We start from the raw sequence: 25,366 nt of genomic DNA on the forward strand, positions 1-25,366 counted from the left end.
ACGGCTCGCCCCCGTTTCGAGTCGCCTCACGCCACGTCGATGCCTTCGTTCTCGTCCGTGGCCTCTTCCGAGGTCGGCAGTTCGATCTCCGTCGGCCCGGCCTTCGCGCCGATCTTGGTCCCCAATGACAACCGGGGACCGGTGGTGTCTTCGTCCAGCAGACGTTTGAGGTGGGCGGCGTCCATCACCTCGACCTCCAACAACTCTTTCGCCATGCGGTCCAGCAGCGGGCGGCGGGCGGAGAGAATCTCCGCGGCGGTCTCGCCGGCCCGGTCGATAATCGCTTTGACCTCCAGGTCGATCTGTCGCAGCGTTTGCTCCGCGTGGAACCCGTCGCCGGACGCCTGCGGGCCGAGAAAGCTGGTGCGGGCGTCCGAGTAATGCACGCGGCCCAGAGCGTCGCTCATGCCGAATTCCGTCACCATCCGTCGGGCGATATCGGTGCTGCGTTGCAGGTCGTTTTGGGCGCCGGTGCTGGCTTCCTCATAAATCAGATCCTCCGCCGCGATGCCGCCGAGGAAGCAGCAGATGCGATTGAACAGCTCCGTGCGGGTGGTCAGCATCCGCTCGTCGGCGGGGAAATGCAGCGTATAACCGAGGCCCATGCCGCGGGGGATGATGCTGATTTTATGAACCGGATCCGTGTGCGGCAGGCTGCACGCGACGAGGGCGTGACCGCATTCGTGATAGCTGACGCGCTCCTTTTCCTCATCATGAATGAGCCGGGTGCCCTTTTCGAGACCGGCGACGACACGTTCGATTGCCTCTTCCAACTCGACCATCGTCACCGCGGGCTTGCCGCTGCGGGCGGCCAGCAGGGCCGCTTCGTTCATCAGGTTGGCGAGATCCGCCCCGACGAACCCGGGCGTGATCCCGGCGATGCGTTCGAGGTTCACGCCCTCGCCCAAGGTGATCCGTTTGGCATGCACCTTGAGGATCGCAAACCGGCCGGCCTTATCGGGGCGGTCGACGGTCACGGTGCGGTCGAATCGGCCGGGCCTTAATAACGCTGGATCGAGCGTCTCCGGGCGGTTGGTGGCGCCCATCACGATCACGGATTGCCCGCTGTCGAAGCCGTCCATCTCGACCAGCAGGGCGTTGAGGGTTTGCTCCCGCTCTTCGTGCCCGCCGGGGGCGCCGTTGCCGCGGGCTTTTCCCAGGGCGTCTAATTCATCAATAAAGATAATCGCCCGTTCCTTCTCCCCCGCCTGCTTGAACATATCGCGGACCCGGGCGGCGCCGACGCCGACGAACATTTCCACGAAGTCGCTGCCGGACAGGCTGAAGAAGCTGACCCCGGCCTCGCCGGCGACGGCCTTCGCCAGCAACGTCTTGCCGGTGCCCGGCGGGCCGACCAGCAATACGCCGCGGGGGATGCGACCGCCGAGCGCCTGATATTTCTGCGGCGTGCGCAGGAAATCGACGACCTCCTTCAGCTCCTCCTTCGCCTCATCGATCCCCGCGACGTCCGCGAAGGTCACCTCCACGTCGTCCTGAGCCGCCAGGCGGCCCCGGCTCTTGCCGAAGCTCATCGCGGCGCCGGGACCGCCGAACTTCCGCAGCACCAGCACCAACAGGCCGACCAGCAGCAACAGCGGCAGGAACAGGATCGCCAGCCCGGCCCACTCCGGGGGCGGCTCCGAGGCGGAGGTATCCAGCCCGGCCTCGTCCATCTTCGCTCCCAAGGCGGTGAGCGTGTCGCCCGGCAGGGAGTAGATCGCGACCCGGTAGGCAGTCGTGAGCGGCTCGCCGTCCTCGCCGGTCTTCCCTTCGGCAGCGGCGGCGACCTCCGAGGGGGACTCTTCTTTCGCTTCGGGATCGACGACCAACCCCGGCGGGCCGGTGAAGGTGATCGCGGAGGTGCCGAACCGCACGTTGTCGACGTTCTCGCCGGTGAGCGTTCCGTCCTCAATCAATGCCCGGAACCGACTGACGGACATCTCCTTGCCGCCGCGTCCGCCGGTCGTCAGGGCGATCAGCCCCAGGACAGCGACGCCCACCAACCCCAACCACAGCAGGTTTCCCGGCCCGGGGCGATTGCCTTTTCCGCCCGGTTTGGGCGAGCCGGGCGCCCGCTTTTTGCGGGGAACGTCGCCTTTGGCGACGCTCGGCGGGTCGAGCGGCGCGGGATCGCCGGCGGGGTCGCGGGGAGCGTCGGACAAGGCGAGCGGCTTCGGAAAGGCGACGGGCGGAATCGCGGCGTCCGCGATCGGCTCGCCGACCGACGGCAGCCCCGAGTACGGGCGGCGCGGCGGCGAACCGTGAACCCTAAGCAACGACGGGGGGCGGTCAATCCGGCCGAACGCCTCACCCCCGCTTCCCCGAGTCGACCGCTTGCCGGCGTGCCCCGACCGCCGGCGCCTCCCGCGGATTGTGACCCGCCGGCCCCGGTCCTATCGTGCGGGCTTCGCCCGACCCGCCCGCAACCGGTTTTGTGCTTGTCCGCTCCCCTCTCCCGCGTCGTCGTGCTGGGTTCGACGGGGTCGATCGGCACAAGCGCCTGCGACGTGTTCGCCGCCCGTGAGGAACTGGTCCCGCTGGCGTTCGTCGCCCATCGGTCGTGGGAAACGCTGGCCCGGCAATGCCGTGAGCACGACGTGAAGATCGCCGTGCTGGCCGACGAGTCCGTCGCCGACACGGTGGACCGCGAGGCGTTTCCTCCCGGTTGTGAGGTCCGCTTCGGAGAGCGGGCCGTGGAGGAGGTCGCCGCGCACCCGGACGCGGACGCGGTGCTGTCCGCGATCGTCGGCGCCGCGGGCCTGCGGGGCACGTGGGCGGCGGTGGAGGCCGGGAAGCGGGTCGCCCTGGCGAACAAGGAGACGTTGGTGGTCGCCGGCCCGCTGGTGACGAAGCGAGCCGCCGAGACCGGCGCCGAGTTGCTGCCCGTCGACAGCGAGCACAACGCGATCTATCAGGCGCTGCTCGCGGGGCGTCGCGATCAGGTGCGACGGGTGATCCTCACCGCCAGCGGCGGCCCGTTTCGGGGCCGGTCGGCGGCCTCGCTGCACGACGTGACCCCCGCGGACGCGCTCGCTCACCCCACCTGGGACATGGGAAAACGCATCAGCGTGGACAGCGCCACGATGCTCAATAAAGCCTTCGAATTGATCGAAGCCCGCTGGCTGTTCGATCTGCCGGCGGACCGCATCGACGTCGTCGTGCATCCGCAAAGCGTGGTGCACAGCTTCGTGGAATACGTCGACGGCAGCGTGCTGGCGCAGCTCTCCCCGCCGGATATGAAGCTGCCGATTCAATACGCCCTCACCCACCCCGACCGCCGCCCGGGGCCGACGGCAAAGTTCGATTGGAACCAGGCGTTCGAATTGACCTTCGAGCCGCCCGACCGCGAGGCGTTCCCCGGCTTGAACCTCGGCACGCGGGTCGCCGAACGCGGCGGGACCGCGGGGGCGGCGCTCAACGCCGCGGACGAGATCGCCGTCGAACGCTTCTTGAACGGGGAGATCCGCTTCCCCGACATCGCCCGCCTCTGCGAGCAGGCTCTGGACGAGCACCCCTTCGAAGCGGAGCCGACGTTAGAGAGCCTGATGGAAGTGGATGCCTGGGTTCGTGAGCGGACCAAATCGACCGGGTGATCCGGTCGGCCCCGCGTTACGTTCTCAAGTACCGCTCGCCCCCGCCGCCGATTCCCCCCGTTCCCCAGCCACAGGACTTCCGATGTCGACTCACGACGCCTTCGAACCCGCCGCCGCACCGCCGCCCCGCAAGGGGTGGTTCGGGAGAAACTGGCTGTGGGTCGTGCCGCTGGGGTGCCTGCTGCCCATCGTGCTGTGCGCCGGCGGCCTCTACTGGGCGTTCAGCTTCGGGATGGATACCTTGAAGGCCTCCGACGCCTACGTCAGTTCGCTGGCCGCAGCTCGCGAGAACGCCGAGGTGCGGGCGGCGCTGGGGCAGCCGATCGAGGACGGCTTCCCCACGAAAGCGAATTACGCCAACAACAACGGGAACGAAACCGCGGATCTGGCCTATCCGATCACCGGACCGAACGGCTCCGCGACGGTGTATGTCGTCGGAAGCGCCAACGGCGGCCCGTGGACGTACACGCGAAAAGCGGTCGTCCTCTCGGACGGAACGGAAATCGATCTGCGGGAGGGCGTCGTTGAGGACGCCCCCCCGATGGACGATGGCGAATTGGGCGACGGCGCGGAACCGACCTTGGAGATGGGCGGCGACGACACGCCGTGATCGGCGACGCGGTCCTGACCGGCGACGACTGGGTCGTCTGGACGGTGCGGGTCTCGCTGGCGCTGCTGACGGCGGGGTTCGTGGGGCGGAACCTCGGGTTCGATCGACTCGCCCGGCTCTGTTGGGCGGGGGGAGCGGCGGCGATGTGGGCGCACCTCGCCGCCGCGTTCGAGGTGAAGCACGGTTGGAGCCACGCCGACGCGGTCCGGGAGACCGCCCGCCAGACAGACGCCCTCACCGGGATCGATTGGGGCGGCGGGGTCTGGATCAACTACCTGTTTGCCGCCGTGTGGACGGTCGACGCGGCCTGGGCCTGGGTGCGGCCGCGGTCGTACGACACGCGGTCGCCACGAATCGCCGCCGCCGTGGGGGCGTTTCTGGGCTTCATCGCCGTCAACGGAGCGATCGTGTTCGAGGAGGGCCCGACCCGTTGGATCGGAGCGGCCTGCTGCGGAGCGATCGCCCTGGCATGGCTCGCCGATCGAGCGAGCCGCTCGCGAGCCGCACCTCAGTCCGGCGAACGCCCCTCAGCGATCGGCGTCGGCTCATCATCCGACCGCGAGCGCGGCGATTCTTGGGCCTCGTCGTCTTGGTCGTCGTCGCCGGTGACTTCCCCATCCATTGAGGCGCCGGAGTCTCCGGCGGCGGGAGCCGAGGCGTTCTCGACCTCCGCGTCGTCCGGCTCGGGATCCAGTTCTTCGTCGTCGCCGTCCTCCGGGTCGTCGTCGGATTCCGGATCGTCGCCGTTCTCAAGGTCGTCGTCGGATTCCGACCCCGCCAGAGTCGGTCGCGTGGCCCGATACTCCTCCTCGACATCGACATACTGCTCCTTCGGCAGGCCGGCGAGGTTGGCGCGAATATAGGCAAAGCCCGCCTCGACGCCGCGGGCCCGCGGATCGGGCGACCGCGGATCTAGCAGAATCGGCTTCATTCGTTTTTTCGCCACCGAGAGCATCGTCGTTCGGGCGGCGTACTTCGTGTGCAACAAGGCCTGAAGTTCGTCGATTTCTTGATCCAAACGTTCCACCAGCGGCGGGGTATGCTCCCGCCATTCCTGCACGGTGGCGTACTGTTTGCGGATCTTGGCGTAGTCCGCCCAGATGCTCTCCAGTTCGGCGAAGTGCCGACGTTCGACATGCCGCCCGCTCAGCAGCCAGGCGCCGAGTCCGATCAATAAGAGCACGGTCACGACGGTCGCGATCGTGGGCGTCCACCTCGCCAGGGTTTGGCCGACGGTCTCCGTCGCGACGGTTTTCAAGGCGTCGTCGCGGGTCTCGAAGAACTCCCAGTCCTCCGCGGTCCGGGAAACTTCCAACCCTTTCCGCATGTCGCCGCTGACCTCGCAGGCCACGGCTCGACCGCCCTGCTCCCGGGTCTGCGTCACCCATCGCTGAAGCTCTTTGACGACGTTCCCGCCGACGTAGTTCGTCAGCGAGAAGTCCAGAACGAGATTCTTATAGTGCGGGTCGCGCAGCGCCGCGGAGACGCGCCCGCATTCGACCCGGAAATCGGCATCCCCGAACCCCGCCTTATCTCCCTTCGGGAGCACGATCAACGTGTCCCCGAACGTTTCGACCGGGAAGATTACGTTGCCACGAGCGGCGAGGACGGATGCGGACATGACGGCATGGCGACGGACCGGGGCGGGCCGGCGGCGTCCGGGCGGGGACCGGGCGAGACCGGGGGCAACTCGCTGATCCTGCCGGCCGGCCGGCGACCGCGTCAAACCCAAGGGGGGTCCGTCGTCGATTGTCGCCCCCTCAGGCCGCATTCCTTCCGCCTCCGACCCAGTCAAGCAGACGACGCCGGGGCGGGAGAAACCCGACCCCGGCGCCGACCGACCCTTCACCCGTTCAAGCCCCTCACGCCGCTCGCATCAGCATCCGTTCCCGAACCCGCAGCGCCTTGCGGACGGTGCGGCGCTCCTTCTTCGACAGGCCCTTCAGCAGATCCTCCTTGCCGCCGTCGAAGTCCATCTCCGTCAGATCCACCACCCGGTTGCCGACCTCGACGGTCCGCGGGACGTCCTCGAATCGGATCACGGACGGTTCGTTTCCCTCGTCTCCCCATTCCTCCGGCCACTCCTGATGCGACGCGACCGTCTCCTCGACGACCTCTTCGTCGGCCGACTCCGCCGCGGCGGGGAACGGGATCGTGGCGGGCGACTCCGACTCGGCTTCGTCGTGGGCGACCTTCGAGGCAGACGCGGACCAGGTCGACCGCACCGCCGCGGGGTCCACATCGTCGACCCGTTTGACGGGGCGAGCCTCCGCCGACTTCGAGGCGGCGCCGTTGAACGGCAGGGAGACCGTCTCGGAGTCGCTCGACTCCGCCTCGCGGGTCCGAGCGTCTTCGTTCCGAACCGATGTCGGGGCGACGTCCCACCGCGGGCGACGCGTCAACGACAGGAGCGTCCACACGCCGGCGACGGCCAGCAAACCGACGCCGGCGGCTTCCGCGGCGGTCCAGCCCGCGGTGACTTCCGCGACGACCCCCGGGCCGATCTTCGCCGCGAGGAGGTCCGCCGGCGCCAGCATCAAGGCGGCCCCGGCGGCGCCTAAGGAGAGGCGGGTCAACAGACCCATAGCCCGACCGGCGGCGCCCCGCCGGGCCGGCCGCAAGGCCGCGACCTCCGGAATGGGGGTGGTCGCCTGATGAGTGGTGTGTGCAGCGTGGTTGGCCATCGCCCTGCCCCGTCCGTGCGGCTGTGCGGAATGTTGACTGAGTCCCCCCGCCTGAGCGGGGCGCCCTGCATCTCGCGGGGCGTGCAGCGGGCATCGGCGGACCGACGGGGGCCGGATCAGCGGCGGACCCGCCGTCCCTCCGGGTCGCGGCGAACCGTCCCCGAACATGTCGCTCCGGCCGATCGCCCCGGCGGCGGCGATCGTGCCGGTCACGCCGTTTTCGAGGCGTCGATCCGTCGACTTCAGAAAACCGGGAACTCCCTGAGCCGCCGATCCGGAGTGGACATGCGAACGGTTCGGCACGCCGCTTGCAGAATGTCAACCGTGGGCTGACCAAAGTGGCAGCCGCGAGTATCCCCTATCTCAATCGATCGAGAACACTCCCATGCGATTCGTCACCCGCTCTCCGCTTGCCGAGCTTCCCTTCGCCCAGCTGGACAACGTCCGTCAGGAGATGAACGGCCTGCTGCGGTCGTTCGACCGGGCGCTGTCCGGGCCGTCGTCCTCGGCCGATTCGTCCGTTCCGCCCTTCAATCTGCATGAGGCGGAAGACGCCGTGATCCTCACCGCGGAATTGCCGGGCGTCGATCCGGCGGCGGTCGAGGTCTCCGTGAAAGCGGACGAAGTCACGGTCCGCGGCGCCTGGCCGACCGCCGAAACGCCGGAAGGCGGCCACTGGCTCCGCCGCGAGCGGCCCCGCGGCGAGTTCGCCCGCACCGTGCGATTGCCGTTCACCCCGCCGGTCGACGGCGTGGAGGCGCAGTTCGCCCGCGGCGTGCTCACCCTCGTGCTCGACAAACCGGCCGAGAAGCAGGCCCGCCGGATCGAGGTCAAAGTCTCCTGAGTCGCGGCGCCCCGCGCCGCCGCGCCGAGGATCTATCAAGACCTATCCCCCACTATCCATTCCTACTCTTATAGAAACCGATTCGATGAACGATCAGACCACTGTCGAAACCTCTGCCGACGAAACCGCCGCCGACGAGACCGCCGTGGAGGAGACCACTATGGAGGAGACCCTGACGAAAACCGATGCGCCGTCCTCCGGCGACTCGTCCGCCCATGAGGACGGCGAAGCGCTGCGGTCCCGCTATCTACCGCGGGTCGACGTGCTCGAAACCCCGGACGCCTTCCTACTGACGGCAAACGTGCCGGGCACGAGCGAAGACGGCCTGGAACTCACCGTCGAGAAGGACGTGCTGACGCTGTGGGCGAAAGTCCCGGAGGCTCCCCTCGCCGGGCGCTCGCGTGATTCGCTGTTGAACCGCGGGATCGGTTATCCCGAGGGCGACTGGCATCGCACCTTTCGACTCGGCCAGACCGTCGACCGCGACGCCGTCGAGGCGCAATTGCGTCACGGCGTGCTGACGGTCACGCTTCCGAAGACCAAGGAGCAGCAGCGGCGGACGATCGCGGTCACCACCGCCGCCTGATCCCCGGTAAGCAGAGGTCACGCAGGTTCACCGTCCCGGGCGCCGCGCGGCGTCCGGGACGTTTTCATTTCTCGCCACGAATTATTCTTCGACGATTTCCGTCGCTTCTGCGGCCGCCTCTTCGACGGCTTCCTCAGCCGCTTCTTCCGTCGCTTCGGCGGCTTCGCCCGCCGCTTCGCCGGCCTTTTCCGCAGCTTCGCCGGCCTCTTCGGTCGCCTCAGCGGCTTCCTCGGTCGCCTTGTCCGCGGCCTTCTCGACCGGTTCCTCCGCCTTCATGTTCGGGCGGGGGCCGACCAGTTCGATAAAGTTGCCGTCCGGGTCGCGGAGCAAGGCCAGATAGCCCTTCTCCCCGATCTTCACCGGCCCCTTCGCCAGCGGCTTGAGCTTGTGCTCCGCGGCGGCTTTCAGGATCGGGTCCATATCTTTCACGTGCAACGTGAGATAGCTCGGCCCGTAGGTGCTGCTGATGAACTGATTGTCGACGCGGGCCGCGGGACGGCCGGCCATTTCGATCAGCTTGATGCGGGTGGCGTTCTCGCCCCAGCCAATCGCCATCACGTCCGCGGTGAATTTCCGGTAGTCCGTCAGCCCGCTGTCGCCGGCGATCTGCTCGGAGACGGTGAATTCGTCGATTTCCTCGAAGCCAAGTACAGATTCGTAAAACTCTTCGGCGGCCCCCACGTCGGAGACGATCACGCCGACGTCGATCGTCGGCTTGCGGTAGTGACCGAAGTCCTCCGCCTTCTCCCCCTCGTGGTGATCCGCCGGAGCGAACGAACCGAGGGCGGCGAACAGGGCGGCGACGGGCAGCAAAGCCAGGGCGGAAACGGGACGGGGCATCGCGGGGAAGCTCGATCGGTGAGGAGGAACGCGACCGTCACGGTAGAATCGTCCGCCGCGGGGTGCGACCGTCTGCGGGATCGACCGTCTCAGCGATCGGTTAGAATGACCGGTCCCCCGTCGCCCGAGCGCCGTCATGACTCGTCTCCGTCCCCTCGCCGCCGTCGCCGCGGTTTCGGCGCTGCTGCTGACCCCGGCGGCCTCCGCCTGCCTCTGGGACACCGACACGCTGTGGCAGGAACGCCAGGAGTTCCCCGGCACGCTGGAATTGATCGTCGGCAAGTTCCCCCGGCACACCGACGCCTTCTACGAGCACCGCATCTCGACTCGCGGGGCGGCGCTCCGCCTGCACGCCCTCGGCGAGCGGGCGATGTCGGCCGAAGATCGCGCCGCCGCCTATGACGACCTCGCCGTCGCCCTCGACAAGCTTGGCCGTCGCGACGAGGCGCTGGCGACGCTCGACAAGAAGGTCGCGGACGTCGGCGAATTGGGCGAGTACGAAACCGCCGCGAATCGCGGCACGATTCTGATCCACGCCGGCCGCTTCGAGGAAGGGCTGGGGGAGATCGACCGGGCGCTGGCGATCAACCCGGACGCCCACTTCGGCCGTGAGCGGATCCAGAAGCTGTTGGTCGAATACATGCTGGAGAAGAAAAGCGATGCGGAGGCCATGCCGGCGCCGCTGGCCCCGATCGGCCCGAACCGGGAGGGCTTCGCCAAGTTCCTTCAAGAGCGAAAAGTCTCTTTGAAGGACGGGCGGAAGGGCGTCGAGGGGATGATGCGGTTCGGCGACTATCGCAGCCCGGCGCTCTTGGAAGCGTTGGGCGATCTGCTGATGGCGCCCCAAGTCACCTCCGAATTCCCAGACCCCGCCGCGGCCCGCTTGCTCGCCTCGCGGGCCTATCTCGCAGCGGGCCGATCCGCCCCCGAGGCCGCGGACGCCTTCCATGAACTGGCCGCGACCGCTCTTCAAATGCAGCAGATCGACGGCCAGGACGTGGAGACGAAGCAGGTCGCCGAAGCGCTCGAACGGGAGTTCGCGGAGACCGACGAGTGGTTCGAAAAGGTCCGCGAGGACGAGGCGTTGTGGATCGAGAAATCGCCCGATCCCGACGCCCGCTTTCAGGAAAAATACGGCGTCGCGATTCTGAAGGTCGGCGACACCTCCGGCCGGCCGTCGCACATCCAGGATCAATGGTCCGCGGACGCTCGGCACTGGCCGCTCGACGCGGCGATCGGCGTGGGCGGGCTGCTCACCCTGGCCGGGATCTGGGCGCTGATCGCCTGGCGTCGCCGGTCGCCGAGCGGTTGGGAAGGCTCTTGAAGGCGGCCGTTCAGAACCCCGCGCGGGGATCGGCGGCGAGCCGGTCCAACACCCAAACTTCGACCCGATCGACGGGCGGAGCGTCCGGCGCATCCACTGCTTGTTCGGCGGCGAACCCGCCGGTCCGCATACGGAATCGCCCCGGTCGCACGCCCCGAGCCGTCAGTTCGTCCAAGACCTTGCGGGCGCGGCGGTAGGCCAACGTGGTCTCGGCGCCATCTGCGGCGTATCCGCGAAGTTCGATCATCTGCGGCTTCCCCGCGATCGCAGCGGCAAGGGCGTTCAAGGTCGCCGGCTCGCCACTCGCCGGAGCGTCCGCGCCGGGATCGAATCGCACCGCGGCGCCGGCGGACACCGGGCGGCCGGGGCGCTCCCGCGTCAGCATCGTCTGCACGCCGGGGCTGGTGGGCCGCGGCGTGCCCCCGTCGCCGGCCTGATCCACCGGCGCTTCGCCCGCTTCGGCATCGATGGAGGCCGAAGCCGTCCCCGCTAATTCATCGCCGGGGCTGGATCGGGCGCCGCCCGCGTAGCCCAGTCGATCGTGCAAACTCGCGAGAACCTCCCGGTACTTCGATTTCTCGGAGATCTCCGACATGCTGACCAGCATAATAAAAAAGGTCAGCAATAAACTCATCATATCGCCGTACGTCACCACCCATTCCGGGACCCCCGGCGGCGCATCGTCGTCGGCGTCCATCGTAGCTGTTCGGGGGAGGGGGCGAAGACGAGGTCGGTCGCGGCGCCGGACCGGCGGCACGGGAACGCCCATCGGCCTGTCGGGCGGTGCGGGTTGAAGGGGCGTCCGCGAACCGTTCCGACCGGACCGCCCGCCGTGAACGGCACAGCGGTTGCGTCCGCGGAGCCGGAACGGACCATCGGGGGAATCCCTGTTTCGTCGACGCTTCAAGTCCCCCGCCGACCGCCTCGCCCGCGGGCGTCGCCCTGTTCAACCAACCGCTTGCCGCGGCACTGCCCGAATGCCCCGCTCTCGTCGCTCGCCCCGTTCCGACAGCCGCGGCGCCCCCGGCCGAACGTCGTCACGCGGCGATTCTGAAGGCGGGAACGCGGCCGCACGGAAACCGACCCGCCGGAAGTCCGGCGGATCGAAGTCCTCCGGCGGGTTCCGCCGTGGCGGCGGAAGCGGCCCCCCGGCCGACGAAGACGCCCTCATTACCGATCAGGGGGAGTTCGACGACTTCTGCCAACGAGCCCGCGACGCCCGGCTCGTCGCCTTCGATACGGAGTTCGTCTCCGAGAGCACCTTCCGCCCCGAACTGTGCCTGATGCAGTTCAGCGCCGACGGCGAGACCGTCGGCGTTGATCCGTTCGAGTTGCAGGATCTCACCCCGTGGTGGGATTTGATGACGGACGATCGCACCACCGTGATCGTCCACGGCGGACAGGCTGAGGTGAAGTTCTGCCTCGAAGCCACCGGGCAGGCGCCGCGACGTTTGGTCGACGTGCAGCTTGCCGAGGGGTTACGTTCCACGAGCTACCCGTTGGGCTACGACGCCCTCGTGCAGCGGGTGCTGAACGTCCGCCCGCAGAAGGGATCGCAGACCCGCACCGACTGGCGCCGCCGGCCGCTCTCGGCGGATCAACTCTCGTACGCCCTCCGCGACGCGGAGTTTCTGCCGAAAATCTGGGAGATCCAGCGAAAAGATTTGCAGGCGCGAGGCCGCACGGCGTGGGCGGCGGCGGAGTTCGTGCGCTTCGTCCGGAATCTCGCGGAAGACCATCGACGCGAACCGCACGAGAAGCTGTCCGGCCTGTCGAAGCTGTCGCGAAGGGATCTGGCGATCGCGCGGGAGGTCGCGTTGTGGCGTTGGAACGAGGCGGAGGAGCGCAACCGCCCGGTGCGCCGGATTCTGCGAGACGACCTCGTCATCGACGTGGCGAAGCGGCAGCCGGAGACTGCGGAGGAACTGACCGCCCCCCGCGATCTGAACCGCGGCGACATCCACCGCAGCGCGGACGACATCCTCGCCGCCATCGAACGCGGCAAGTTGGTGCCCGAAGAGGAGCTTCCCCCCCGCATCCGCCGCGAGGGACCGGATAAGAACCCGGACGAGCACGTGCTCGGTCAGTTACTGGGCATCGCGCTCAGCAGCCTCTGCAACGAGCACGAGGTGGCCCGCACGATCGCCGGGACGGCGAAGGATCTCCGCGATCTGGTCCGCTGGCACACCGCCGGCCGCCCGGAGAACGTGGAGGTCCCGCAATTGGCGGCGGGCTGGCGCAAAGACCTGTGCGGTCAGCTGCTGACGGACCTGCTGGACGGTGAGATCGCCCTGCGCGTCGCGGACACGCAGGGCGATCACCCGCTGGCGTTCGAGCGGGACTGACCGCCGGTCCGCAGACCGGCGGCTCTGCCATCGTTCCACGCTCAAGATCGGCCTCTGCCGATTCAGTCGTTCTGCATCGCTTCGTTGGCCATGCGGTCGTTCTCTTCGTTCTCAGCTTCGCGTGCCGCGACGGCTTCGGGGCTCTCATCCAACTCGACAGTTCCAGACTCAACGTCGCTGCATCCAGCCGCGGCGACCGCGCACAGGCAGATGGAGGCGGCCGCGGCGGAGCGGAGGGCGAACGAGAGGGCAGACAGGGGGGCGGGGAGACGCATCGAGCAATCCTAATGGAGAGGGAGGGGGCGAAAGCCGTGCCTAAGCAGATTGCCGCCGGCGGCCGCTGTCAACCGTCGGCTTCGTTCCGGTTTCAGGTCGGGATCGTATGAGTTGCGGTCGGCGGACAATCCCGTCGCCCACGTGAAAAGCTGCTCCGTGGATCGCCGTTCGATCGGATCGGGGTTTTGCCTTGTCTGAAGCCCTCAGCCTTGGGCAGCGGTCTTTTTGTCTGTTGGAACGACGAATCGGATACTTGAAAGCCGATGTCGGATCTGCTACAATGGATGCGTCAGCTACTGCAAAGACCATTCGGTCGCGTCCTCCGCTGACACTTTACTTTGTGACGCCCCAGTCTTCTTTCACCCCTGTCCTTAAGGGTTCTCATGTTACGAACGAATCAACGCCGGCGCGCCGGCTTCACCCTCATCGAACTGCTGGTGGTGATCGCGATCATCGCCATCCTGGTCTCGCTGCTGCTGCCGGCCGTGCAGCAGGCCCGCGAAGCGGCTCGCCGCAGCCAGTGCCAGAACAACCTCAAACAACTGGGGCTGGCTCTGCACAACTACCACAGCACCTACAAGTCCTTCACCATCGGACGCGGCGGCACCACCACCGGCAGCATCCACAATAGCGGTCGCCTGAGCGGCCTGGTCGGTCTCTCCCCGTACATGGATCAGACCGCCCTCTGGAACCAGATCAGCCGGCCGTCGCTGCTGAACGCCAACGGCACCTCGCGTGCTGTGGACGATCCGTGGCCGCCGATGGGTCCCCAGCCCTGGAACGAAACCTACGCCCCGTGGGCGACGGTGACCGCCACGCTGCTCTGCCCCTCCGACGGCGCCCGCGTCACCAACGAAGCGGATACGAACTACGCCTTTAACTGGGGCGATAACCCGGACGGCAACGACGACGTGTTCGGCACCAACCCCCGCGTCCGCGGCATGTTCGGTCGGGTCTACCCCTCCAGCCTCCGCGACATGCGGGACGGAACGACCTCCACCCTGCTGATGTCTGAGATCGGTCGCGGCCAGGGCACCCGGCATTACCAGTCCGGTTTTGCTCGTGGCCTCACCCGCGAGATCTTCAACAACCCCCAGGCGAACTGCGTGGACGTGGTCGCGGACCCGAACAACCCGGGCTTCTACAACAGCAGCGCGGACGTTCGCGCCGGCGACCAGGAACGCGGCACCCGCTGGGCCGACGGTTCGGCCGTGTTCACCGGGTTCAATACGGTGCTCCCGCCGAACGGCCCGAGCTGCATGCATGACGGCAGTGACTCCAGCGACGGCATCATGTCCGCCGGCAGCTACCACTCCGGCGGCGTGCAGGTCGTGTTCGGCGACGGCTCGGTCAAGCTGATCAGCGAAACCATCAATGCCGGGAACCAGACCGCCCAGACGGTGCAGTCCGGCAAGAGCCCCTACGGCGTTTGGGGCGCCTTGGGCAGCCGGGACGGCGGCGAAGTCGAGAACGAGTTCTGAGACGCGACTCACCGCAGTCGCACAGCCGAATGTTGCAGCCCCCCGCCCCCGTGGCGGGGGGCTGTTTTTGTGCGCACTCGGTCCATCGCGTCAGTTACGGCCCGCGCACGGCCCACGACCATCGGAGGGCCGCAGTTCCCGCCCGGCGGGGAGGCGCCTTCCGCGACTCAGGGACCGACAGCCCGAGGCATCGGCCAAGGCCAATGCGGCTGCGTGTATCGGTCCCCCTCGAGCTGCCATTGGTCATGCGCCAGCCTGCGACCGACGGCTCTGGCGACGCTTCGGGTTGATACGTCGGTTCGGCAACGGACTCATAACGCACCGGATCTCTGATGATTCAACACGTGTTGTTCAGCGCGGGGAATTCATGGTTGGTTGACGGGTCTCTCGCTCCAGCAGGTTTCCGAAATTCGCCGATTGCACGTTCCTTTATTAGTGCGTCCGGCGGATAAGCACGGCGTCCCTCAGTGAGCCCGAAGCGCCAGCGAGGTGGGCGAGTCGTAATCCTCGCTGGCGCTTCGGGCTCACTTCGCCTCCAGCGAACGCCAGACTGATCTGGCGGACGCACCAAGACGTTCCACGAACTACCGCGGCACTCTCCTAAGCCCTCTGTGAGTTCTAAGGACAAGCAAGGCGGAGCGGTCCCGGGCCTCGCTTTCGCTTTGGGCTCACGGACAGGCGCCGCACTGATCTGGCGGACGCATGAGGGTCGGCCCAGGCGCCCCTGCCCCACGGTTTTCGGTTTTCCTCCGTGGAAGCGGCGAAATGGCGAGTGGAAATGGGCTCTCAGATTTGCTACGATGGATGCGTCAGCCTTCAAATCGACCGTTCGGTCACACTCTCGGCTGATCTCCAAAGACTCCCCTGCGGTTCCACAACCTCTTTTCTTCCCCTGTCCTTAGGGATCCCATGTTACGAACGAATCAACGCCGGCGCGCCGGCTTCACCCTCATCGAACTGCTGGTGGTGATCGCGATCATCGCCATCCTGGTCTCGCTGCTGCTGCCGGCCGTGCAGCAAGCCCGCGAAGCGGCTCGCCGCAGCCAGTGCCAGAACAACCTCAAACAATTGGGGCTGGCTCTGCACAACTACCACAGCACCTACAAGTCCTTCACCATCGGACGCGGCGGCACGAGCGATAACCGTGGTCGCCTGAGCGGCCTGGTCGGTCTGTCCCCGTACATGGACCAGACCGCCCTCTGGAACCAGATCAGTCGGCCGTCGCTGCTGAATTCGAACGGCACCACCCGCGCCGCGGATAACCCGTGGCCGGCGATGGGTCCCGTTCCGTGGAACGAGAACTACGCCCCGTGGGCGACGGTGACCGCCACGTTGCTCTGCCCCTCCGACGGCGCCCGCGTCACGAACGAAGCGGACACCAACTACGCCGTGAACTGGGGCGATAACGGCGACGGCAACGACGACGTGTTCGGCACGAACCCCCGCGTCCGCGGGATGTTCGGCCGCGTCTACCCCTCCAGCCTCCGCGACATGCGGGACGGGACGACCTCGACCCTGCTGATGTCTGAGATCGGTCGCGGCCAAGGGACTCGGCACTATCAATCCGGGTTCGCCCGTGATCTGACCCGCGAGATCTTTAACGACCCGGAAGCGAACTGCTCCGACGTGGTCGCGGACCCGAACAACCCGGGCTTCTACAACCCCAGTGCGAACGTCCGCCGCGGCGACCAGGAGCGCGGCACCCGCTGGGCCGACGGTTCGGCCGTGTTCACCGGGTTCAACACGATCCTCCCGCCGAACGGCCCGAGCTGTATCCATAACGGCGGCGACTCCAGCGACGGCATCATGTCCGCCGGCAGCTACCACTCCGGCGGCGTGCAGGTCGTGTTCGGCGACGGCTCGGTCAAGCTGATCAGCGAGACCATCGATGTCGGCAACCAGAACGCTCAGACGGTTCGTTCGGGCAAGAGCCCCTACGGCACCTGGGGCGCCCTGGGCAGCCGGGACGGCGGCGAAGTCGAGAACGAGTTCTGAGACGCGACTCTCCAGTCGCACAGCCGGATGTCGCAGCCCCCCGCCCCCGTGGCGGGGGGCTGTTTTTGTTGGCGACTCCGCGTGGATTCGACCTCAACCGGCCGAGCACGTCGGGGGCACGGGTTCGGCGTGGCTGCCTCTTTCCCCAAGGGCTCAAACCGAAGCGTGCGAGAAAGGAAGGCCTGCAGCCACAGGGCCTGTCGACGAACACGCGGATCCTGCCGCCGCAATTCACCCGCGGCGGGCAAGCGGAGACGGGCGCCGACCGGGTGCTGCGCGCGATTAGTGCGCCCGGCGGATCAGTGCGGCGTCCCTCAGTGAGCCCGAAGCGCAAGAGCTTTTTGCACGAAGCATTGGCAGCCTGAGGCGCGAGCCGAAGTTGTTCGACGTTCACAGCCTCACCCGGCCTCGGCTCGCGCTTCGGGCTGCCGTCGCATCGAACGACCGAAGTTCCGAGTAGGTCGAATGTTGCGTCTCTTCGTGCAAAAATCTCTTGCGCTTCGGGCTCACATCGCCTCCAGCAAACGCCAGACTGATCTGGCGTGCGTACCAGGACGCCAACGAACCAGGCGGCCACGGCGCTCGGGAATGTTCCGGGCGCCGCGACCGCGTCAGATCGGATGAGGCGGGTCGGGCGTGATCAGCGATCGTCGTCCGGTTCCATCGGGCGGGGGAACTCGCCGCGGGATCCTTCGTTCGGCGATTCGCCTTCGGGTCCCAGGCCGCGGGGCGATTCCTCCCCTTCGCCCACGTCCGCCCCGGGCTCGGGCAGGTTGAAGATTCCGCCGAAGAGCTCTTCAAAGAGTCCTTCGCCTTCTTCAGCGATCTTGGAGCCGTCTCGTTCGGTGTCGTCGTCGAGGTTCCCTTCGAGGGCTTCGTCCTGAGCGTCTTTGTAAACCCGACGGAAATCGCCGAAGAACTGCATCAGGCGGAGGCTCCAGCCGGGCGGCACCTTTCCGGTCACAATCGACATCGGGGAAAGCGTGCCGATCTCGCCTTTGTGCGTCCACACCCGGCAGAACAGGTTCTGTTTGGAGTCGTCCTCCGTGTCCGGCACCACGACTTCGGCTTCCAACGTGACGACCATCACGCTGCTGCCCCGCTCCTTCGGCTCCACGTCCATCTTGATGACCATGATGGCGATATCGATCCGTTCCGGGCGTTTCCAGACGACCGACATATTGGATTTCTCGACAGCCTTCTCCGCCTGAGAATCGACGTATCGGCGGACGCCGTCGAGCGACGGATCGCCGCCCTCCTGATATTTGACGAACAGAACCTCGGTCATCGAGGCGAGAATCCGCTTGCCCTTGTTGGTGCCGATCTCGTTCTCGACCAGTTTCCGGCCGAGGTCGCCGTCGAACTCTTTCAGTTTCTCGGCGCTCCAGCGTTGGATGCTGCTCTCGCCTTGATAGGCATCCAGAACGCCCCGGACCTTCTCCCGGATGTCGACCGAGGAGATGGCGAAGTTCAGGTTCTGAGCGACTCCGCCCCCGCCCATCACGAACGTGTTCATACCGACGACGTTGCCGCGCATGTCGCACAGCGGGCCGCCGCTGTTTCCGCTGGAGATCGAGGCGTCGAACTGAATCCAAGTGCCGCGATGATCGGTGTTGGTCTTATTACGAATCTCGTCTTCGTCCCGCACGGCGTTCACGCTGCCCCGGGTCGAACTGAAGTTCAATCCCTGCGGCGTGCCGAAGGCCATCACTTCCGATCCCTGCGCCGGGAACTCGCCCATAAGCGGGACGGCGGGCCGCGTGTCGTCGCCTTCCAAATCAATCTTAATCACCGCGATGTCGTATTGGGGTTCGACCAGCAGATAGCCCGGGCTGTCGTATTTCTTGCCGTCCTGAAACTCCACTTCAATCCGATTGGCTCCGGAGACGACGTGGTAATTCGTGACGACGATGCCGTCCGAATGAACGAGGTAACCGCTGCCCTGACTGCGGGCTCTCGGGCCGGTGTTGTTGATCCGAACGACCGACGGCATGACCGCGCTGACGAGTTCGGACCCGCGGAGTTCCTCGCCCCGGACCGCCGGCAGGCCTTCGGAGGACGCCGTCGCGACCGGCCCGGCGGCTTCGCTTCCCTCCGCGTCGCTGGAATCCGCCGGCGCGACGACCGCTTCGGCTCCTTCGGCATCGCTCGACATTTCGGCGGAGAGGCCGCCTCTCTTGGCGATGCCGAGATCCGCGACCAACCCGCCTTTCGCCATCACGCCGGTCTCGTCGTCCTCGGCCGGGGAGGGCGCCCGTTCGGAGCGATCCGCATCCGGAGCGGACTCCGATGAAGTCTCGTTTGAAGAATCGCCCGCGGCGTTGCGCGGTTCCGTCGGGCTGGTCTCCGCGACGACCGGCGTGGGAGCGACGCCGCCGGCGACGGCTGCATCGCCCCCGCCGGCCAGCATCATGCCGAGACCCAGCATGCCGCCGCCGACGACCAACACCGCGGCGATTCCGCCGCCGATCAGCACCCCGGTGGACGGGCCGGCGGCCTTCGTCGCGGGAGCGGCTTTTCGTTTTCCGCCCGCCCGGGTCGGCGCCGCGCTGGATTGCGGCGGGGCGGCCGCTCCGCCGCCGACTCGCACGGCGGCGGAGCAGTGCGGACATCGAACTCGTTTTCCCCGTGCTTTTGTCGGCGCCTCAAAGGCGGTGAAACATTCGTCACAGGTGACCGGAAGAGCCATCGGCGTGCAAAAGTGAAAAGAGTTCTGTGTCGCATCAATCGGCCGCAGCGCCCGGCCCCACATTGAAGAGGGGTCCACAGTACGGCCGACAGTCCGCGACGCCATATGCTGCCCGTCAAATCAGGCATGGAACTTGCAAAACTCTTCGTTCGCATCAACGCCGGCGAGTTTAAGGACGAAACCCGTCACTCGGACTCCGACTGCGGGAGCGCAATCGGTCATCGGGCCATCGCAGAGCGCCTCTAAGACGCGCGATGCGCTGGCGAACGGCCCCGCCGACCCCATCGGAACGGCTTGATCCGTGCGCTGCGCTCCGTAGGCTGACGGGTTCGCAGTTCTTCCAAGTTCCACGCACCACGGCGCTCGGCATGTCTACGCTCGCTCCCCGTCGCAATTCTCGACGCACCTTTCTCGCCACCTCCGCCGCGGCCGGCGGCGGGCTGATTCTCGCCGGCACCCGGGCGTCCGGGGCGGTTCAGGGGGCGAACGACCGCGTGCGGATCGCGGTCGCCGGGCTGAACGGTCGCGGTAAAGCGCATCTCAGCGGGTGGCTGGGCCAGAAAAACGTGGAGATCGCCTACGTCATCGACCCGGACGCGAACGTCCTCGCCAAGACGTTGAAGAATCTGGAGGGGAAGGAGGCCGCGAAGAACGTCAAGGGCGTCGCCGACGTCCGCGAAGCGTTGGACGATCCTTCGCTGGACGCCATCAGCGTGGCGACGCCGAACCACTGGCACTCCCTCATCACGATCTGGGCGGCCCAGGCCGGCAAGCACGTTTATGTTGAGAAGCCGATGAGCCACGACATCGCCGAGGGGCGCGTCGCGGTGGCGGCCCAGGAGAAGTACGGCGTGGTCGTCCAGCACGGCACCCAGCGGCGGAGCAACAGCGGCATCGCCGGCCTGCATGAAGCGTTGCACACGGGCAAGCTGCCGAAGCTGAAGATCGCCTACGGCTACTGCTGCAAGCCCCGCGGCGGCATCGGCGTCGCCAAGCCGGAGGCCCCGCCCAAGAACCTCGATTGGAACCTCTGGAAAGGCCCGGCGGAGATCGACCAGTATCACGACAACTACGTGCATTACGACTGGCACTGGTTCTGGCCGACCGGCAACGGGGACCTCAATAACCAAGGCACCCATCAACTCGACGTCGCCCGCTGGGCGATCGACCCGGACCAGACCCACCCGATTCGGACGACTGCGGTCGGCGGACGGTTCAAGTGGGACGACCAGGGCGAAACGCCCAACACGATGTTCAGCGTCGCGGAATATCCGAACGGCCAGATGGTCATGTTCGACGTTCGCAACGTGAATTACGACGGCTACGAACGTCAGGTGTATAACGAGTACTACCTCGAAGACGGCAGCCGGATCGTCGGCGAGGGGAACTACAAGATCTATCGCCCCGGCAGCGATCAGGCGGAGCCGCTCAGCTTGCCCCAGGGGGACGTGACGCCCGGCGGCAATTGGGGCAGCTTCATCAGCGCGGTGCGCGCCGGCGACCCCGGCATGGCCAACGGCAACGCCCTCGACGCCCACTACGGCTGCGTGTTGGGCCACGTGATGAACAACTCGTATCGACTCGGCGAACCGGCGCCGGTGGAATCGATTGAGTTCGCCAACGACGACGCCACGGAGCACTTCGAGCGTCTGCACGCGATCATGCGGGACGGGGTCGGACTCTCCGACGCCGATACCCGTTACACCGTCGGCCCGACGCTGGAGTTCGACCCGGGGTCGGAGCGGTTCACCGGCAACCGGGCCGATCAGGCCAACGCCCTGCTGCAAGATCCGCAGCGGAAAGGCTTCGAAATCCCCGCCGCGGACAAGGTCTGACCGGCCGCGTCGCACCGCAGCCCCGCGAACCCGCGACCCGTTCCGCCCGCGAGGCGGGGCGGGTCGTCTTCATGTCGGCTCGTCGCGGCGCCTCGGCGTCCGCCGGTCGGTGGCGAACCGGGCGGGCGCCACGCCACACTCGCGGCCATCCCGGCCCCGCCGACGTTTCCCTGCCGTGTCATGACCGACGACCTGCTGTTCTGGGCGATCGCCGTGCCCCTCGGGATCGGGGCGTTCTTCTACCTGGTCAGCCCGGCACTGATCCGCCTCGCCACGGCCCAGAACGCCGAGGCCGGACCGGTGGCGTTCGACCCGGACAAAACGCCCCCGCCGCAGCCCGTCGCCGAGTTTTGGGACGACGTCGAAGCGGACCTCGCCCCCTTGGGCTTCGCCCGTGAAACCCACGTCGCGGTGCACGGGTTGGTGCCGAACGTCTCCATTCTCGTGGCGATCTTCGGCAATCGGACGACGGACACCGCGTTCCTCGCCACCTTCGCCTACGCCTCCGGCCAGGGCGGCGGCTTCACGGAGACCCAGCGGGCCTTCGAGTTGAGCAACGAATACGAATCGTCCGACTCCGAGGACGGCGTGCTGGAGGTCGGCGTGGTGAACTCCGGCGACTCCGCCACCTTCCCCCGCGATCCGACGAAGTGCCGCAAGCTGCTGTGCGAGTGGATCGACGATCCGGCGACGCTGGTCCGCATCCAGAAGGCGATCGCCAGCGAATGGGGAACCGGCCGCCTCCGCCCCCTGCCGGACCCCGAAGACTGGGAAGCGACCGCCCGCGCCGATATGCAACGCGAATTCGCCGACTATCACGACGGCGGCCACTTTGAACGGGTGAAGAACGGCAAACGGTTGATGACTTGGACCGGCGCCTACCGGGCGACCTGGAAGCTGCTCCCGCCGATCAAGCAGATCATCAAAGCCCGCCGCGCCGCCCGCGCCCGCAACCTGCTGGACACCTGGGGCATCGAGGCGCCCTGAGAGTCTCTCATCCTGAGGGCCTATCGTCCTGAGGGCGGCCTGTCCTGAGGAGGTCGCCGCCGGGATCCGGCCGGCAGACTTTCCCCGCCAGCGCCGGCGCCGCACGATGTTCGATTCCCCACCCTGCTGACGGAGCCGCACCGATGTCGTCCTCCCCCACGGATTTCGGCCCGCCCACGAGCGGCCCGCTGGCCGATCTTCTCGCCCTGTTGAAGGACGCCGCGACCCTGAAGACCGCCGCGGACACGCTGGCGTGGGACGAGCAAACCTATCTGCCGGATCGCGGCGGGGACTTCCGGGCCGATCAACTCGCCGCGTTGGCGGGCCTGACGCATGACCGCTTGACCGGGCCGGCGTTGAACGACGCGCTGCTCGCCGCGGAGGGCGAAGGCTTTCCGGACGACTCCGCCGCCGCGGCCTGCGTGCGCGAGGCCCGCCGCGACTTCGATCGCCGCACCACGTTGCCGCGGCAATTGGTCGAAGAACTCTCGCGGGTCACCACGCTCGCCCAACGCAACTGGGCGGAGGCCCGAAAAGCGGCGGACTTCGCAGCGTTCCGTCCGCACCTCTCCGCCGTCGTCAAACTCAAGCGGGAGGAAGCGGCCGCGGTCGCGGCGGGTCGGACGGACCTCGCCGATCGCCCGGCTTACGACGCCCTCCTCGACGACTACGAACCCGGCGCGAGCAGCGAGCAGGTCGCCGCGGTCTTCGCCGAACTACGCGACGGATTAGTGCCGTTGGTGCATGGAATTGCCGAATCGAACGTCTCGCCGGATCGTTCGATTCTTTCGCGCAACTATCCGATCGCCGCTCAGGACGCGTTTTGTCGATCCGGGGCCGAAGAATTGGGCTTCGATTTTGAAGCGGGCCGGCTCGACACCGCCGCCCACCCGTTTTGCACGACGCTCGGCCCGGCGGATTGCCGCCTGACGACGCGATACAACGTCAACGACTTCTCGCAATCCTATTTCGGGGTGTTGCATGAAGCGGGACACGGCATTTACGAACAGGGCCTCCCCGCCGAGTGGTTCGGCGCCCCGCCCGGAGAGGCCTGCGGGCTGGGCGTGCACGAATCGCAAAGCCGTTTATGGGAGAATTTCGTCGGGCGATCGGCGCCCTATTGGAAGCACGTCGGCCCGCAGGCGCGGGCGGCGTTTCCCGAACAACTAGAGAACGTTTCCGACGATGATCTCTATCGCGTCGTCAACGACGTGCGGCCGACGCTCATCCGGGTGGAGGCGGACGAAGTGACGTATAACCTGCACGTCCTGCTGCGATTTGAGCTGGAACAGGCGCTGATCAGCGGCGATCTGCCCGTCGCGGACGTGTCCGACGTGTGGGACGAGAAGTTCGATGCGATGTTCGGTTTCCGCCCGCCCAGCCCCGCGGACGGGTGTTTGCAAGATATCCATTGGGCCGCGGGACTGATCGGCTATTTCCCGACCTACGCCCTCGGCAACGTGTATGCCGCGATGCTGTGGAACGCGGCTCAGAAAGAGTTGGGCGACCTGGACGATCAACTGGCCGGCGGGAACTTCGCGCCGCTGCGGGGGTGGCTCACGGACAAGATTTATCGCCACGGCCGCCGCTATGCCCCGACGGACCTGATCGAACGCGCCGCCGGCTCGCCCCCGGTTCCGGGTCCGTTACTGACGCACCTCCGGGAGAAATACGGGGCGTTATACGGCTTAAATTGAGGCCGGGAACGATGCCTCCACGGCAGCTTGAGAGGGTTTCCCGTGAGACCGGAGCGCAAGCTCCGGCAGTGCGTCGCTCCGGTCTCAAACTCAATCCCGCACGGGCCGGTTTAAAAACTAACCCGAAGCGTCAGCGAGGGACGCGTCGCGTCCGGCACGTCGGCCTGCGGCCGACGCCCTCGCTAACGCTTCGGGTTGGTACGTCGGTTTTGAAACCGGCTCGTGCTTCGGCTGCGTTCAATACCGCATCAACAGCGAGGCGAACCAACCGGCCCGTTTCTCGTCGCCGAGCGAGACTTTATCGTAGCCGGTGCGGATCTCCGCGAGCCCCCACACCCAGCCGAACTCCGCCCGCCAGCGGAACAGGGCGTCGTCGCCGATCGCCCCCCAGTCGATCTCGAACCCCGCGGTCGCGGGGCCGAGCAGGTTCGCATCGAGCGCCACAGTCGCCTGCGGGCCGAAGTGCGATTCGCCGGAGGAGTCGATCACCCAGGCCGCCCCGGCGCCGGTGCGGGCGGTCCCGCGGGCGTGGCTGATCACCTCGGCCACTAGGTTCACGTCGCCGGTGTAGTACTCTCCGCCGAACAGCTCTCCCGGGGCGGCGAGGTCGTCCGAGTCCCAGGCGTACCCCTCCGCATCGATCGCCGTGCGGAGCCAGGTGGTGGCGACCAATTGCCCGCCGAAGCGGCTGGTGTCGTCGAAGTCGCTCCAGGCGTCGAATCGCAGGCGGCCCCGGCTTTTCAGGGCGCGGCCCAGCAGCGAGGTCTCCGTGAGAACCAGTTCGCCGCGATCCGGCGCGAGCAGCGTGACGACCTGGTCATCGGCGTCCTCACGAGCGGTCAACCAGTCCGTCCGCGTCCAATCGGGCCGCGGGGGGAGGGCGCCGCCGTCGCCGTCGAACGGCGTCAGCAACGAAAACGGCAGCCCATCGCTCGCGCTCCGTTCCTCGAAGGGGGCAAGGCTTTCGGAGAGCGTTTGCAGTTCGATCGGTCCCTCGGCCGCTTGAACGACTCCGCCCGCGGAGCCGGCGCATGCGAGACACCACAGCAGCGCCGCCGCCGCACGGTCGATCGTCGGGAGCGTGCGGAGGCGGATCGGGCGAGTCCTGCGGGGCGAGCCGGTCGATCGGGCACGCTAGAACGAACGTCCCGCATCGGGACAGCCCAATCGACGCGACATGCTCCGATGCGCCCCAGACGAACGGTTCTCCGACCTTCAGCGCGTCGCCCGGATTCCCGACGTCCCCGCCGGATCGCGGTCGGTCTGGGCGAACGCCGGTGTGTCAGGGGGTGTCGGGGGCGTAGAATGCGGCCGGCCGATCCGGCGGCGTGCGAACGCACGACGCTCGCGATCAAGGCTCCGCTGACCTCCCTCCCTTCTCAAAGGGCCCGGATGCTGTTGCAAAGCTGGCTGGACCGTCTGCGTCAGGATTTCGTTCGTTTCGCCCCGAATTGGGCGGACGCAGCGGGAGTCGCCGCTCCCCTGAAGCCCGCCGTGGTTCCCGTCTGGAGCGGCGCCCCCGGCGACGTGCGCAAGCGGGGCGGACGCCGCGCCCGACGCGACCCCCGCCCCCTCTCGAC

The 25,366-nt window shown here is 67.3% G+C and carries 20 protein-coding genes; 12 read left to right on the forward strand and 8 right to left on the reverse strand.

The window, feature by feature from the left end; genetic code table 11:
* Nucleotides 1–26: 26 nt before the first annotated feature.
* A complete protein-coding gene (gene ftsH / locus LzC2_RS06355) occupies nt 27–2,162 on the reverse strand; it encodes an ATP-dependent zinc metalloprotease FtsH (RefSeq protein ID WP_246254809.1) in 2,136 nt (711 codons plus the stop codon).
* Nucleotides 2,163–2,438: 276 nt separating this feature from the next.
* On the opposite strand from ftsH, the gene dxr reads away from it, so the two are divergent.
* Together dxr and LzC2_RS06365 are read left to right on the forward strand one after the other, a co-directional pair.
* Nucleotides 2,439–3,593: a 1-deoxy-D-xylulose-5-phosphate reductoisomerase gene (dxr, locus tag LzC2_RS06360; protein WP_194362343.1), complete on the forward strand. Its 1,155-nt coding sequence runs from the start codon at nt 2,439–2,441 to the stop codon at nt 3,591–3,593.
* An 82-nt stretch (nt 3,594–3,675) separates the two neighbouring features.
* Nucleotides 3,676–4,203: a cytochrome c oxidase assembly factor Coa1 family protein gene (locus tag LzC2_RS06365; protein ID WP_171184940.1), complete on the forward strand. Its 528-nt coding sequence runs from the start codon at nt 3,676–3,678 to the stop codon at nt 4,201–4,203.
* A gap of 508 nt (nt 4,204–4,711) precedes the next feature.
* Here LzC2_RS06365 and LzC2_RS06370 read toward each other — a convergent pair.
* Nucleotides 4,712–5,824, reverse strand: a complete 1,113-nt coding sequence (locus LzC2_RS06370) for a hypothetical protein (RefSeq protein WP_171184942.1) — start codon at nt 5,822–5,824, stop codon at nt 4,712–4,714.
* A gap of 241 nt (nt 5,825–6,065) precedes the next feature.
* Nucleotides 6,066–6,887 (reverse strand): hypothetical protein, encoded by an 822-nt coding sequence (locus tag LzC2_RS06375; RefSeq protein ID WP_171184944.1) that lies wholly within the window; start codon nt 6,885–6,887, stop codon nt 6,066–6,068.
* Between the two features lie 385 nt (nt 6,888–7,272).
* Between LzC2_RS06375 and LzC2_RS06380 the strand changes: the two genes are divergently transcribed.
* Together LzC2_RS06380 and LzC2_RS06385 are read left to right on the forward strand one after the other, a co-directional pair.
* Nucleotides 7,273–7,731 carry an Hsp20/alpha crystallin family protein gene (locus LzC2_RS06380; RefSeq protein ID WP_171184946.1) on the forward strand — a complete coding sequence of 153 codons (459 nt, stop codon included), beginning with the start codon at nt 7,273–7,275 and terminating at the stop codon, nt 7,729–7,731.
* 85 nt (nt 7,732–7,816) lie between these two features.
* Nucleotides 7,817–8,317 carry an Hsp20/alpha crystallin family protein gene (locus LzC2_RS06385; protein ID WP_171184948.1) on the forward strand — a complete coding sequence of 167 codons (501 nt, stop codon included), beginning with the start codon at nt 7,817–7,819 and terminating at the stop codon, nt 8,315–8,317.
* A gap of 81 nt (nt 8,318–8,398) precedes the next feature.
* Here LzC2_RS06385 and LzC2_RS06390 read toward each other — a convergent pair whose 3' ends face one another.
* Entirely contained in the window at nt 8,399–9,157 is a 759-nt protein-coding gene (locus LzC2_RS06390; RefSeq protein ID WP_171184950.1) for a VOC family protein, read from the reverse strand.
* A gap of 136 nt (nt 9,158–9,293) precedes the next feature.
* Between LzC2_RS06390 and LzC2_RS06395 the strand changes: the two genes are divergently transcribed.
* Nucleotides 9,294–10,481 carry a tetratricopeptide repeat protein gene (locus LzC2_RS06395; protein ID WP_171184952.1) on the forward strand — a complete coding sequence of 396 codons (1,188 nt, stop codon included), beginning with the start codon at nt 9,294–9,296 and terminating at the stop codon, nt 10,479–10,481.
* 10 nt (nt 10,482–10,491) lie between these two features.
* Here the strand turns inward: LzC2_RS06395 and LzC2_RS06400 are convergent, their stop codons facing one another.
* Nucleotides 10,492–11,178 carry an OmpA/MotB family protein gene (locus tag LzC2_RS06400; protein ID WP_171184954.1) on the reverse strand — a complete coding sequence of 229 codons (687 nt, stop codon included), beginning with the start codon at nt 11,176–11,178 and terminating at the stop codon, nt 10,492–10,494.
* Nucleotides 11,179–11,458: 280 nt separating this feature from the next.
* Between LzC2_RS06400 and LzC2_RS06405 the strand changes: the two genes are divergently transcribed.
* Nucleotides 11,459–12,826: a ribonuclease D gene (locus tag LzC2_RS06405; RefSeq protein ID WP_171184957.1), complete on the forward strand. Its 1,368-nt coding sequence runs from the start codon at nt 11,459–11,461 to the stop codon at nt 12,824–12,826.
* 62 nt (nt 12,827–12,888) lie between these two features.
* Here the strand turns inward: LzC2_RS06405 and LzC2_RS06410 are convergent, their stop codons facing one another.
* Nucleotides 12,889–13,101, reverse strand: coding sequence for a hypothetical protein (locus LzC2_RS06410; protein WP_171184959.1), 213 nt, complete (start codon nt 13,099–13,101; stop codon nt 12,889–12,891).
* Between the two features lie 384 nt (nt 13,102–13,485).
* Here LzC2_RS06410 and LzC2_RS06415 point away from each other — a divergent pair, with 384 nt between their 5' ends.
* Nucleotides 13,486–14,583 carry a DUF1559 domain-containing protein gene (locus LzC2_RS06415; protein ID WP_171184961.1) on the forward strand — a complete coding sequence of 366 codons (1,098 nt, stop codon included), beginning with the start codon at nt 13,486–13,488 and terminating at the stop codon, nt 14,581–14,583.
* A gap of 909 nt (nt 14,584–15,492) precedes the next feature.
* Complete coding sequence (locus LzC2_RS06420; protein WP_171184963.1) at nt 15,493–16,578, forward strand: DUF1559 domain-containing protein; 1,086 nt, start codon at nt 15,493–15,495, stop codon at nt 16,576–16,578.
* 640 nt (nt 16,579–17,218) lie between these two features.
* On the opposite strand, the gene LzC2_RS06425 is transcribed toward LzC2_RS06420, so the two are convergent.
* Nucleotides 17,219–19,168, reverse strand: coding sequence for a S1C family serine protease (locus tag LzC2_RS06425; protein WP_171184966.1), 1,950 nt, complete (start codon nt 19,166–19,168; stop codon nt 17,219–17,221).
* 467 nt (nt 19,169–19,635) lie between these two features.
* On the opposite strand from LzC2_RS06425, the gene LzC2_RS06430 reads away from it, so the two are divergent.
* The 3 genes from LzC2_RS06430 to LzC2_RS06440 all read left to right on the forward strand — a co-directional run bounded on the left by LzC2_RS06430 (nt 19,636) and on the right by LzC2_RS06440 (nt 23,786).
* Complete coding sequence (locus LzC2_RS06430) at nt 19,636–21,102, forward strand: Gfo/Idh/MocA family protein (RefSeq protein WP_171184967.1); 1,467 nt, start codon at nt 19,636–19,638, stop codon at nt 21,100–21,102.
* Nucleotides 21,103–21,282: 180 nt separating this feature from the next.
* On the forward strand, nt 21,283–22,089 hold the full coding sequence (locus LzC2_RS06435) for a hypothetical protein (protein WP_171184969.1): 807 nt from the start codon (nt 21,283–21,285) through the stop codon (nt 22,087–22,089).
* 143 nt (nt 22,090–22,232) lie between these two features.
* A complete protein-coding gene (locus tag LzC2_RS06440; protein ID WP_171184972.1) occupies nt 22,233–23,786 on the forward strand; it encodes a carboxypeptidase M32 in 1,554 nt (517 codons plus the stop codon).
* Between the two features lie 237 nt (nt 23,787–24,023).
* On the opposite strand, the gene LzC2_RS06445 is transcribed toward LzC2_RS06440, so the two are convergent.
* Nucleotides 24,024–24,698, reverse strand: coding sequence for a hypothetical protein (locus tag LzC2_RS06445; RefSeq protein WP_171184974.1), 675 nt, complete (start codon nt 24,696–24,698; stop codon nt 24,024–24,026).
* Between the two features lie 480 nt (nt 24,699–25,178).
* On the opposite strand from LzC2_RS06445, the gene LzC2_RS21775 reads away from it, so the two are divergent.
* Nucleotides 25,179–25,366: hypothetical protein (locus LzC2_RS21775; RefSeq protein WP_206678586.1), on the forward strand; the 188-nt coding region annotated here is incomplete at its 3' end.

This window comes from Alienimonas chondri (assembly GCF_013036045.1).
Lineage (GTDB): Bacteria > Planctomycetota > Planctomycetia > Planctomycetales > Planctomycetaceae > Alienimonas > Alienimonas chondri.

Coding starts and splice junctions, on each gene's coding strand:
- LzC2_RS06365 (WP_171184940.1), top strand. CDS start 3,676: ATGTCGACTCACGACGCCTTCGAACCCGCCGCCGCACCGCCGCCCCGC.
- LzC2_RS06370 (WP_171184942.1), bottom strand. CDS start 5,824: ATGTCCGCATCCGTCCTCGCCGCTCGTGGCAACGTAATCTTCCCGGTC.
- LzC2_RS06375 (WP_171184944.1), bottom strand. CDS start 6,887: ATGGCCAACCACGCTGCACACACCACTCATCAGGCGACCACCCCCATT.
- LzC2_RS06380 (WP_171184946.1), top strand. CDS start 7,273: ATGCGATTCGTCACCCGCTCTCCGCTTGCCGAGCTTCCCTTCGCCCAG.
- LzC2_RS06385 (WP_171184948.1), top strand. CDS start 7,817: ATGAACGATCAGACCACTGTCGAAACCTCTGCCGACGAAACCGCCGCC.
- LzC2_RS06390 (WP_171184950.1), bottom strand. CDS start 9,157: ATGCCCCGTCCCGTTTCCGCCCTGGCTTTGCTGCCCGTCGCCGCCCTG.
- LzC2_RS06395 (WP_171184952.1), top strand. CDS start 9,294: ATGACTCGTCTCCGTCCCCTCGCCGCCGTCGCCGCGGTTTCGGCGCTG.
- LzC2_RS06400 (WP_171184954.1), bottom strand. CDS start 11,178: ATGGACGCCGACGACGATGCGCCGCCGGGGGTCCCGGAATGGGTGGTG.
- LzC2_RS06405 (WP_171184957.1), top strand. CDS start 11,459: ATGCCCCGCTCTCGTCGCTCGCCCCGTTCCGACAGCCGCGGCGCCCCC.
- LzC2_RS06410 (WP_171184959.1), bottom strand. CDS start 13,101: ATGCGTCTCCCCGCCCCCCTGTCTGCCCTCTCGTTCGCCCTCCGCTCC.
- LzC2_RS06415 (WP_171184961.1), top strand. CDS start 13,486: ATGTTACGAACGAATCAACGCCGGCGCGCCGGCTTCACCCTCATCGAA.
- LzC2_RS06420 (WP_171184963.1), top strand. CDS start 15,493: ATGTTACGAACGAATCAACGCCGGCGCGCCGGCTTCACCCTCATCGAA.
- LzC2_RS06430 (WP_171184967.1), top strand. CDS start 19,636: ATGTCTACGCTCGCTCCCCGTCGCAATTCTCGACGCACCTTTCTCGCC.
- LzC2_RS06435 (WP_171184969.1), top strand. CDS start 21,283: ATGACCGACGACCTGCTGTTCTGGGCGATCGCCGTGCCCCTCGGGATC.
- LzC2_RS06440 (WP_171184972.1), top strand. CDS start 22,233: ATGTCGTCCTCCCCCACGGATTTCGGCCCGCCCACGAGCGGCCCGCTG.